This is a genomic window from Algibacter lectus, assembly GCF_900112395.1.
GTDB lineage: Bacteria > Bacteroidota > Bacteroidia > Flavobacteriales > Flavobacteriaceae > Algibacter > Algibacter lectus.
This window is the reverse complement of the sequence record NZ_FOLN01000002.1, coordinates 194,092-205,182: the sequence shown is the minus strand read 5'-3', so window position 1 is coordinate 205,182 and position 11,091 is coordinate 194,092. Positions and strand designations below refer to the sequence as shown.

Annotated in this window: 11 protein-coding genes and 2 pseudogenes; 4 read left to right on the top strand and 9 right to left on the bottom strand. The window is 32.5% G+C overall.

Annotated features, from left to right (window positions below):
* The first annotated feature begins 120 nt into the window (after positions 1 to 120).
* Positions 121 to 1,347 carry a hypothetical protein gene (locus BM246_RS03980; protein WP_139221847.1) on the top strand — a complete coding sequence of 409 codons (1,227 nt, stop codon included), beginning with the start codon at positions 121 to 123 and terminating at the stop codon, positions 1,345 to 1,347.
* A 90-nt stretch (positions 1,348 to 1,437) separates the two neighbouring features.
* On the opposite strand, the gene BM246_RS03975 is transcribed toward BM246_RS03980, so the two are convergent.
* The 4 genes and pseudogenes from BM246_RS03975 to BM246_RS20085 form a co-directional block, all read right to left on the bottom strand.
* A complete protein-coding gene (locus tag BM246_RS03975) occupies positions 1,438 to 2,037 on the bottom strand; it encodes a DUF6642 family protein (RefSeq protein WP_074935911.1) in 600 nt (199 codons plus the stop codon).
* A gap of 140 nt (positions 2,038 to 2,177) precedes the next feature.
* Positions 2,178 to 2,405, bottom strand: coding sequence for a hypothetical protein (locus tag BM246_RS03970; RefSeq protein ID WP_042495083.1), 228 nt, complete (start codon positions 2,403 to 2,405; stop codon positions 2,178 to 2,180).
* A 204-nt stretch (positions 2,406 to 2,609) separates the two neighbouring features.
* Positions 2,610 to 3,020 (bottom strand): transcriptional repressor LexA, encoded by a 411-nt coding sequence (lexA, locus tag BM246_RS20090; protein ID WP_262481199.1) that lies wholly within the window; start codon positions 3,018 to 3,020, stop codon positions 2,610 to 2,612.
* 12 nt (positions 3,021 to 3,032) lie between these two features.
* Positions 3,033 to 3,209 (bottom strand): annotated as a pseudogene (locus tag BM246_RS20085) (helix-turn-helix domain-containing protein); the annotation flags it as partial.
* 158 nt (positions 3,210 to 3,367) lie between these two features.
* Here BM246_RS20085 and BM246_RS03960 point away from each other — a divergent pair.
* Both BM246_RS03960 and BM246_RS03955 read left to right on the top strand, forming a co-directional pair.
* A complete protein-coding gene (locus BM246_RS03960) occupies positions 3,368 to 4,630 on the top strand; it encodes a putative DNA modification/repair radical SAM protein (RefSeq protein ID WP_074935907.1) in 1,263 nt (420 codons plus the stop codon).
* A 7-nt stretch (positions 4,631 to 4,637) separates the two neighbouring features.
* On the top strand, positions 4,638 to 5,402 hold the full coding sequence (locus BM246_RS03955) for a TIGR03915 family putative DNA repair protein (protein ID WP_074935905.1): 765 nt from the start codon (positions 4,638 to 4,640) through the stop codon (positions 5,400 to 5,402).
* Positions 5,403 to 5,918: 516 nt separating this feature from the next.
* Here BM246_RS03955 and BM246_RS03950 read toward each other — a convergent pair.
* Positions 5,919 to 8,412: pseudogene (locus tag BM246_RS03950) on the bottom strand (ABC transporter permease).
* Between the two features lie 44 nt (positions 8,413 to 8,456).
* Positions 8,457 to 9,146, bottom strand: coding sequence for an ABC transporter ATP-binding protein (locus BM246_RS03945; protein WP_074935902.1), 690 nt, complete (start codon positions 9,144 to 9,146; stop codon positions 8,457 to 8,459).
* A gap of 160 nt (positions 9,147 to 9,306) precedes the next feature.
* Between BM246_RS03945 and BM246_RS03940 the strand changes: the two genes are divergently transcribed.
* Positions 9,307 to 9,918 (top strand): arylesterase, encoded by a 612-nt coding sequence (locus BM246_RS03940; protein ID WP_231961816.1) that lies wholly within the window; start codon positions 9,307 to 9,309, stop codon positions 9,916 to 9,918.
* 24 nt (positions 9,919 to 9,942) lie between these two features.
* Here BM246_RS03940 and BM246_RS03935 read toward each other — a convergent pair whose 3' ends face one another.
* From BM246_RS03935 to BM246_RS03925, 3 genes are all read right to left on the bottom strand, one after another.
* A complete protein-coding gene (locus BM246_RS03935; protein ID WP_042495407.1) occupies positions 9,943 to 10,119 on the bottom strand; it encodes a hypothetical protein in 177 nt (58 codons plus the stop codon).
* A gap of 129 nt (positions 10,120 to 10,248) precedes the next feature.
* The gene (locus BM246_RS03930; protein ID WP_074935898.1) at positions 10,249 to 10,449 is read right to left on the bottom strand and encodes a hypothetical protein; all 201 of its coding nucleotides are present in this window, start codon (positions 10,447 to 10,449) and stop codon (positions 10,249 to 10,251) included.
* A gap of 7 nt (positions 10,450 to 10,456) precedes the next feature.
* Positions 10,457 to 11,086: an O-methyltransferase gene (locus BM246_RS03925; protein ID WP_042495105.1), complete on the bottom strand. Its 630-nt coding sequence runs from the start codon at positions 11,084 to 11,086 to the stop codon at positions 10,457 to 10,459.
* Positions 11,087 to 11,091: the final 5 nt, after the last annotated feature.

The following is an 11,091-nucleotide window of genomic DNA, read 5'->3' as shown; positions in this document are numbered from 1 at the left end:
TATAAATTATTAGTTAAAAGCATTGTTTCGTTTCCATAAAAGTAATTTTCAAATATTAATTATTATTAATTTTAATTATTAAAAATATTTTTAATAATTTCAAAGAATAAATAGGAATTTATGAAAACGAGCCAATCATCACTAGTTTTAACCTCAGAATACTTCAAAATAATGCTTGATAAGGTTCATGAAACCTTTATGAATAAGCATCAACTGGTTAAACTTCCTAAAGCATTACAATTATACGGTTATGGTGCTTATAATGATACAAAACCGAACCTGAAGCAAGATTTTGAAGATATTGGATCGGAGTTTATTAACGGAAAATACCTCTATGATAAATCAAGGCAGTTTGAAAAAGGTAAGCTCTTAATTAAGCTTAACCAATATTACAAAGACATTATTTTACTTTATTTAGGTTATGAAGATTTTAAACTTTTTTTGGATGCGCATAAAACATCTGATATTGAATATGAAAAGCAATATGATTTAGTTTATAAGGATACCGAGGATATCACCTATTACTACGTTAACTACTATTTTGGTGAAGACGACACTATATTAAAAGGCCAAACCATCATATCTAATAACTGGAAAACCATTCAACATATTTTTATATATCCTTTAGATGATGGTACTTTTAGAGAACATTATAGTAATGGAAGTATAAAACGTCAGGGAGATACCATTACCATAAAAACCAATACACTTTCTGGAGAAAGGTATATTGATGGTGCCAGCGAGATTTATTATATAGGTCATAAATCACCTTCACACCTAAATTATCTTATAGGTACGTATTGTACTTTCGATATTTTCACTAATTCTGTTGCAGGACGTTCCATTCTTGAAAAATGTGAAAGCAAACAGATTATGGAATTAGAATCTAAATCGGCGTTTATTCCGCCATATATTGCTTTAGAAATTAGAAACAAGCGCATTGTTAATAATAGTATTGTTGCCAGAAACGCCTTAGAATTATCAAGTAAAAGCCCATACGCCTCTTTGTATGGCAAATTGGCTGGAACTTATGACTTAACTTTTAATTTTGACACTGGTTTTAAAGAGACTTTAAAGTTTAAAATTTTACCAACAAATTATCAGATTATTACTTTAACCGAAAATGTATACATTGAAAAAGACCGTTTTGAATTAATTAATAAAGGCTCTGTGATAAATTTCCGGTTTGGTTTTTCGGGTATTATAGCGCTGGAGCGTGTAAATATCTATATTAAAACCTATTTTTTGAAAGATGCAAGTGGTGCACAAGAAGGTGTTTTTAGTGGTATTGATAATGAAAACAGACTAATAAATGGAACTTTGGTTGTAAACTATACACAGAATTAAGTTATTCCATACGAGTTTCATTAACATCGTCGAGAAACATTTGTCAAGAAAAAAATAAAGAAAATGATATAATGTTAAAAACCCCTCACCTTAATAATACAATCTAAAATCAAGTAGTTTACAAAGTTTGTAATGTCTTTGATGTAATTCTTCCACAACATCTAGCATGTTATCATCTTCGTTAAATAGGTTAAAGAATGCAATATCCAGACTTGAGCTAGTAATTCCATTAGAGGCATTACCGTACCCTGAAATACCTCTTGCTCCAGTGATATCTATAAAGTATTGAGCTTCTTCTTCGTCTAAATCTAAAACTTTTGCGTTGGAAAAATGTAAAATCTTTCCATCTAATCGTCCTTCAAAAATTTCTGCAATTTCTTGTAAACTATAGTAATAGTCGTTTAAACAAATACTATTTGCTTCACCTGTAATAACCAAGTAAATTATTTCGTAGTCTTTAAAATTATGATCACCTAAAACCAAGGCGTTTAAGTTGTCTTCTAATCCTTCAATGGTGTCGCAAGTATTATAAATACTAGCTACACCATATTGCGTGGTTAATTGATCTAATTTTTTTTGAGCTTCAGTAACGGTATCGACTTCTACATCTTCAACCGCTTCTAAACAGTAAATGAAATAATCGGTATCTATTAATTGTTCTTGGGGTAATTGTTGTCTTTTTTCTAACAAATCTCAGAATTTATGAAGGTATTTAAAACACAAAATTAATATAAATCTTTTACTCTTTTTATTATAAAATTAAAATACCCTATTGTAGAATTTCTACAATAGGGTATCAATTTTGTAACGATTACTTTAAATTTAATAATTTAAAAAGCAGGTTCAGGTCTACCTTTCAAACGTTTTTCAATTTTTTTCTTCTTTTCAGTTAAGCGCTTCATGATATCCATTACGCTAGTATCTTTAGACTTCTTGTAAATTTCGTTTAAGGCGAGTATTAAACGCTTTGCTTCTCGCGATGCAACTACTCTGTCACTTGTAGACATGTTACTCATTTTCGCGTTTTCAAACTCAATTGCTTCGTTAATCAATTCCATAGTTTTGCATTTTGTTTATTTCTATATAAATATAATTAAACAAAAGATACATTAAGGATATATACAATTGATTATAATTATTTTAATATTGATTTAAGTTATAATAGAAATAAAATTTCATATTAAATGAGCGTTTTCAATGCTCAAAAATGTTTTTTTTACTAATTAATAGCGCAGGCTTTTCTTTTATAAGCCTCTTCCCTATTATAATTTTATTACTTTTTCAACAATACCTTGTATTCTAAAATCCGTAGTTAGAATTATAGGTTGATGTTTCGAATTTGTAGAATGTGGTTTTAATACAATAGTATCTCCATTATCTATAAACTCTTTTACGGTAGCATCATCATCAATTAAAGCAACCACCAGATCGCCATGGTTAGCAACTTGCTGTTGTTTTATTAACAGTAAATCTCCGCTAGTAATACCTTTTTTATTCATAGAATCACCAGAAGCTCTTAAAAGAAAATAATCACTTACATTTTTAACCAATGTCTTAGAGATGGAAATTTTTGCTTCAATATTTTCTTCAGCATAAATAGGTAAGCCACAAGCTACGGAACCAATCAACGGGATTTCTACAGTATCACTGCTGTTAGATTCTTTTGATACCAATGGGCTAGCGTCCAGTAATTCTTTGGCTTCAACTTGCAATAGATTTGCTATTTCAAATAGCATTTCTAGACTAGGCTGCCTTCTGTTCTGCACATAAGAATTCACCATATTGTAACTCTTATTGAGCTTTGTAGCGAGCCAAGTTTGCTTTATGCCTTTTATTTCTAATACTTCTTTAATACGATTCATAATTAAACCATTGGTTTCAGAGCACTAATTTAAACAATAAATATTTATATATCATATAATGAGATGTTAATTATAACTAATATGAGGTTTTTTATCAAAATTATTCATTTTATATTTGATTAGATTGTATCTTTGGGCTTCAAATTAAACACCTCCTAATGTCTTTTCAACGTGTACAAGAAAAACTAAATATCCTTGCAGATGCTGCAAAGTATGATGTTTCTTGCTCCTCTAGCGGGAGTAACAGAACTAATAAAAACAAAGGATTAGGTGATGCCTCGGCTTCCGGAATTTGTCATACGTATACAGAAGATGGTCGCTGTGTTTCCTTATTAAAAATTTTACTAACCAACCATTGTATTTTTGACTGTGCCTATTGCGTTACTCGTAAAAGTAACGACATTAAACGTGCTGCTTTTAAGGTTCAGGAAGTGGTGGATTTAACCATGAATTTTTACCGACGTAATTATATTGAAGGCTTGTTTCTAAGTTCTGGTATCTTTAAAAGTGCCGATTACACTATGGAACGCTTAGTGGCTGTGGCTAAAAAATTAAGATTAGAAGAGAATTTTAATGGCTACATTCATTTAAAATCCATTCCCGGAGCGAGCGATGAGTTAATGCGTGAAGCTGGTTTGTACGCCGATCGGTTAAGCGTTAATATTGAAATTCCAACCGAAAAAGGTCTTAAACTTTTAGCACCTGATAAAAATAGAGCCGATTTTATAAAACCCATGGAAAAGGTTAAAAATGAAATCATTCAATATAAAAGTGAAAAGAAAATAATAAGAAGCACACCCAAATATGCTCCTGCCGGACAAAGCACGCAAATGATTGTTGGAGCAAGTGGCGAGAATGATATGCAAATCATGTACACATCCAATTATTTTTATAAAAACTTTAATTTAAAACGGGTTTATTATTCGGGTTATGTCCCTATTAGTTACGATACGCGATTACCGCAAATTGGCACACCTGTCCCGATGTTGCGAGAAAATAGATTGTATCAAACCGATTGGCTTCTGCGTTTTTACGGCTTTAATATTGAAGAAATTTTAAACGAACAAAACCAAAGTCTAGATCTAGATATCGACCCTAAATTAGGTTGGGCACTGCGTAATATGCATGAATTTCCCGTAGATATCAATAAAGCCGATAAACGCATGCTTGCTAGAATTCCTGGTTTAGGCATGAAATCGGTTTTTAAAATTTTAAATGCAAGGCGCTACAGGCAACTTAACTGGGATCATTTAAAAGCTATTGGCGTTGCTTTCAATCGGGCGCAATATTTTATGGTCTGTGCTTCAAATCAATTTGAAAAGCGTGATCTCACTCCAGAAAAAATTAAAGGTTTAATACTTCAAAACTCTAAAAGCAAGTACACATCAATGCTTAGTAACCAATTAAACCTCTTTGGATAGCATTACTATGGAAACAACTTTAGTTTACGATGGCACATTCGATGGGTTTTTAACTTGCGTTTTTATGGCGTATGAGATGAAATTAAAAGCAGTCTCTATCGTTAAAGAAAAGCATTTCCAGGAGCCTATGTTCGGGAATTGGGATTTGGTTAATACTGAACCAGATAAAGCAAACCGGGTTTGGGCGGGTTTAAAAAAGAAAATGTCTGCCAATGAGTTGCAACGCTTTTACTATGCCTTTTTAAGCGAAAAACCAACCGTAGAAAACACTATATACCAAGCTATTTTATATGTATTTCAATCTAAAAACAACGTTGCCTCAGATTTTGGAAACGTTCATATTTTACAACTTTCAAAACTCACTAAAAATGTAAGTCGAGAAAAACATAGAATGGAAGCTTTTGTAAGGTTTAAACTCACCAAAGACGGTATTTATTTTGCAAATATAGAACCCGATTTCAATGTTTTACCTTTAATAAAAAGACATTTCGAAAAACGCTATGCAGATCAAAAATGGCTTATTTACGACTTAAGCCGAAAATATGGCATTTATTACAATTTAGAGTCCGTAGAACTTATTAGCCTCGAACTCGATCGTAATTTTGATCCTTCTAAAACATCAACAGAATTTTTCGCACCTATTGAATTAGAGTTTCAACAACTGTGGCAAGACTATTTTAAAAGCACAAACATCAAGTCGCGAAAAAACATGAAACTCCACATTCAACATGTACCCAAACGCTACTGGAAATATTTAAGCGAAAAGCAATAAAAACAATAGTTATTAGAAGCTATTTCCTGCTATTCGCTATATCTTTTTTGTAGATAACCTTAAGGTTGTTCTAAATCTAAAACCCTTTTCTTCAACCTACGTTTAGTCCTATTAAATAACACAAAAAAGGATGCCGCTGCTATCAGGGCTAAAACTATCTGTTAAAATTATTTTTAATCGAAAATAAGAGTGCACTTCATGATCTGCGTTAAGAAATAGCCTTCAAAACATCAATTTGCTATCAGTAACCGTCGACACTTTTCCGCCACTCACCACAATTAAAACTCAACTTAGCGAAACACAATTTTTAAGCTAGAATTAAATATTACTTTTATTTCAGATAAGAAATCCCTGTCACTTTTAATGTACAGTACATTAGAATGAAATAAACCAAATTAAAAGTAATTCTTAGCAAAATGGGATACTAAATATATATTTTGTATTCTACCGCTTCTCTCATATTGTTGCTTTGTAAAATGAGCACAATAATACGGCGGTAGTTTACTTTTATTAAAATTATACTTCCTTCCTCAACACCTCTAAAGGTGGACTTTTTAATACAGATTTTAAGTTACTTAATCCAACCAAAACAACTAAAAACGTAATACTTGGCAGAAAAACCAAAAACGGAATTACCGATGGTACAAACGGTTCTTTAAATAAAAACGTGGCTAATAATTGGCTACCAATAAAAGCCAATAAAATTCCTGTTAAGCTTCCTAAAACACCTAAATAAAAGTATTCTAGAGCCGTAATTTGTAAAATTTGCTTACTTTTTGCTCCTAAAGTTCTCAGTAACACACTTTCTTTTATACGTTGGTATTTGCTATTTCTAACAGAACCAATAAGTACAATAAAACCAGTAAGAATACTAAAAAAGGCCATAAAATTAATAATCCATGATATTTTATCTAGAATATCTTCAACAATGGTAAACACTTGTCGTAAATCTAAAATAGTAACATTCGGGAATTTCTGAACCAAATCGCTTTGCAAAGCAGCTGAACTTTCTTCATCTGGTACATGCGTCGTCATGACATTAAAAGTTGGTGCATTTTCTAAAACACCTACCGGAAATAAAACATTGAAATTTATTTTCATACTGCTCCAATCCACTTTACGAATACTACCAACAACGGTTTCCTTAAGCACACCCTGAATATTAAAAACAACGGCATCCCCTATTTTCAAATTAGCATCTTTGGCAATATTGTCTGTTATTGAGATATAGATGGGGTTTCCGGGTTCCATTTTACCTGTCCATTCACCTTCCAAAATTTCTTCGGTATCTACCAAAGCATTTCTATAAGTTACTCTAAGCTCTCGGTTTAAAATCCATTTACGCATTTTAATAGTGGTGTCTTGGCGAATTTCATTTACTGATTTACCACGAATACTATGCATGCGCATTGTAATAATCGGAATGTTATTAATCACCTCCAAGCCTTTACTTTTAAAAGTCTCTAAAAGCGCCGTTTCCTGTTCTTTTTGAACATCCATTAAAATGATATTGGCATCATTTTGCTTGTTTTCTATAGTGGTTTTAGCCAATAAAATATCTTTGGTAAAATACAACGTGCTTATTAAAAATGTCCCTAGTCCAATCGCTAATACCAGTACCATGGTTTGGTTGTTTGGTCGGAATAAATTCAATAAACTTTGACGTTTAGTATAACTCCAAGAACTCGGGAAATATTTTTTAATTAATTTAATAAATATCTGCGCTATCCCAGCCATAATAGCAACTGTGATAAAAATTCCGACGGTAAAAAATAATCCATTTAAGGCATCTTTTAGCATCCAAAACGCAAACAAAAAGATAAAAAGAGCAATGGCGAACATAACGGCAATTCTCGCTTTTTTAGGTTTTTGAAGATTATCTTCCGAGCCTCTTAAAACCTCTAAAGGCGATACATACCAAGTCCCTAATAAAGGTAATAAAGCAAATAAAACCGACATTAAAATCCCTAAAGTAACCCCCATAATTATAGGCTGCGCCGAAATAGAAATTTCAACACTAAAAGGTAAAAAGTCTTGTAAAATATAAGGAAATGCATATTGCAATGCCGTTCCTATTCCTGAGCCTATTAAACCTCCAATAAGTCCAATGCTAATAATTTGCAACAAATAAATTAAAAAGGTTTGTTTTCTAGAAGCTCCTAAACACTTTAGAACAGCAACACTTTTTAGCTTTTCTTTAATATAGATATGCACAGAACTTGCAATACCAATACAACCCAATAAAAGCGCTATAAAAGCGACTAAATTTAAAAATCGACTCACATTATCATAGCGTCTGCCTAAACGTTTGCTCGTGCTAATATGTGTGTCAATATCTGCGTTTTCCGCTTCAAGAACGGGTTCTAATGTTTTCTTTAAATCGTCTAAATTAGCTTTCGGATCTTTAAAAAAGTATTGATATTCTTTTCTACTTCCTATATTGCAATAATTCGGTTTCATCTAAAAAACGAAACGGAATTAAAACGGTTGGCGCCACAGAAGATGAAATAGCTGTACTACCCGGAATGGCTTTTAATTCACCAATAATAGGTAGGGTTAACTCTCCTATTTTAATAGAATCTCCAGGTATTATTTTATATTGTAAAAGTAATGTGGCATCAACTAATGCGCCACCTAAGTTCTGGTAAGTAGCACCTGCATCTTTTGGTGTGGTTGTGATATTTCCGTAAAAAGGAAATGCGCCTTCAATCGCTCTCACTTTTACTAATTTTGTGCCGTTATTTTTAGGGAAAGCGGCCATAGACACAAAGTTAACTTCAGATGCATCGGCACCTAAAGAATCTATAATGGCTTGTGTTTTTTCGGTAGGTTTTTGTTTGCTATCAATTACAAAATCGGCACCCATTAAGGCTTTCGATTGTAGCTTTATATTTTGCTTTAAATTATCGCTAAATAATTGGATGGAAACCACTGCAGCAATCCCCAATATTATGGAAGCCATAAAAAGCAATAACCTAGAAAGACTGGCTTTTCCATCTCTCCAAGCCATTTTTAAAAGCCATTGAAAATTCGGTTTTGAATAGATCTTACTCATTAAATTGCGCTTGTTTTTTCGTTTGAAATAATCTTACCGCCTTTCAATCTTAAAATTTGTTGGGTGCGGTTTGCTAAATCTAAATCGTGGGTAATAATCACCAAAGTCGTTCCGGCTTCTTTATTAAGTTCAAAGAGTAATTGAATCACCTTTTCACCAGTTTCTTCATCTAAATTCCCTGTAGGTTCATCGGCAAATAAAATAGACGGTTTGTTAGAGAAAGCACGCGCCAGAGCAACACGCTGTTGTTCTCCACCCGATAATTGCGATGGATAATGATGTAAACGATCTCCCAAACCTACTTTTTCTAATAAAGCAATACCAAATTTAGAAGCGTTTTTTTCGCCTTGCAATTCCAAAGGAACAATCACATTTTCTAATGCCGTTAAAGTGGGTAGTAATTGAAAATTCTGAAAAATAAAACCAACTTCTTTATTTCGTAAAGCGGCGCGTTCATCTTCATTTAAATCATGCAAAGCCGTACCGCATAATTCTATGCTTCCTGAGGTTGGATAATCTAAACCTGCACACAAACCTAAAAGCGTGGTTTTTCCACTTCCTGAAGGTCCTACAATAGAGAAAACACTCCCCTGTTCTACTTCAAAAGTGATATTGCTAATTACTGTTAATTTTTTAGAACCACTGGTATAAGTTTTCTCTAAATCATTAATCTTTAATATATTTGACATGACGCTTATTTAATGTTTTTACTAAAAAATCCCGATGTTGAAAAATAGACAATTGATAATAAATATCAACAATAGAACTCAAAAGGTTTTCTTAAAATTTTGTTGTTTTTACGTACTACTATTCTTATTGTCTTGTAAACAAGATGCTTCTAAAAATACTATGGATTCAGCTGAAACTGCGCCAGAAACTGAAGTTGAAACCACCAAAAGCACAAGCTCTAAAAAAATAGTATTTTTCGGAGATAGCTTAACAGCTGGTTATGGTTTGGAAGATGTTGATGATGCATTCCCAGGTATTATTCAAAATAAAATAGATGCTTTGGGTTTAGAGTATAGCATTGTAAACTCGGGTGTTAGCGGTGAAACCACTTCTGGCGGAAAAAATAGAATTGACTGGGTTTTAAATGAAGAACCTAGCATTTTTATTCTAGAATTGGGTGCTAATGATGGTTTACGTGGTGTGCCTTTAGACCAATCTAAAGCCAACTTACAAACTATTATAGATGCAGTAAAGACCAAATATCCAGAGACTATTATTGTTTTAGCTGGTATGCAAATTCCGCCTAATATGGGACAAGATTACACTACAGCGTTTAAAAACATGTTTCCCGATTTAGCTAAAGAAAACAACTTACATTTAGTGCCTTTTCTATTAGAAGATGTTGGCGGTATTCCAGATTTAAATCAATCGGACGGCATTCATCCTACAAAAGCAGGTCATAAAATATTGGCTAAGAATGTGTGGGAGGTTTTACAACCTATCCTTAAATAATAAACCGCTATTTTATTTATTAAACTAGTTTTTATCCTTTCGTTTCTTTCTCCAAAGTATATAAAAGAAAACCGCTAAAACGGGTAAAACAATAAACACAATCAACTCAAACGGATCAGATAAATCTAATGGTTGGTTATCGTCGGGGTTTGGTGTTCCCATGGGTAATTGTAAAATGAATGTATTAAATAGTGTTAGCATGTTTTTAAGGGTTTTACCCAAATTTAAGAATTTAAAAACGGCTAACCAATCTAAAAGCCAACTACCTTTATTTATCTGAAACGTTATAAAGTTCAGAAAACTTACATCTTACTCTATTTTGTAAGCTTCTTATTTTTGACTGTTCTTTAAAGTTTCTAGGTCTTTTTCAAGTTTTTCTGCTTTAGCTTTAAATGTTTTCATAGCTTTTTTTAATTGTCCTACTTTTTTCAAAACGTCTTCATCTTGAAGTGCTTGATAAGTGGTAACACCATTTGTTTCTTTTATTTTTGATTTGCCTCCACATGTTGGGCAATTTGATACTTGACTCATAATATATTTATTTTTTAACTGTTATTAATACTACTTTTTCTCCAAATAGAGACTGCAATTTATACGCTTTATTTTGACTAATCACTTCTAAAAAGGCTTTAGACTCGGCCATTTCTGCATTATCGACATAGATAAATGTACCGTTATGGAAATTAGGTTCCAGCATCTGGAAAAGTGGTAAATACAAGTCTTTCCAACCATCTAGCAATAATAGATCAATAGGTTCGTCATGGTTTTTTAAGGTTTCCATGGCGTCTCCAATTCTAACATCAATAAGGTTGTGTACACCTGCGCTTTTAAAATTACTAATGGCTTTTTTAGCTTTCGATTCGAGTAACTCTGTAGTGATAACGCGGCCGCCTGTTTCAAGTACACCTTGCGCTAAATACAGAGTAGAAATCCCGAAGGATGTTCCAAACTCAACAATGTTTTTAAGGTTATTATCTTCAATTAAGTTTATCAAGCCTTCACCTTGTGTTTTTGTAATAGACAAATAGGCATCTTTAAAATCCAAAGGTTGCATGGGTCTAAAAACGCTTTTTGCCACACCTTTCATAATGTTTACCACATCGAATTTAGAATCTTCAAAGAGCCCGTTTATGGTGGTGTTTATTTGATTTTGTTGTGAACTTATCATAATTT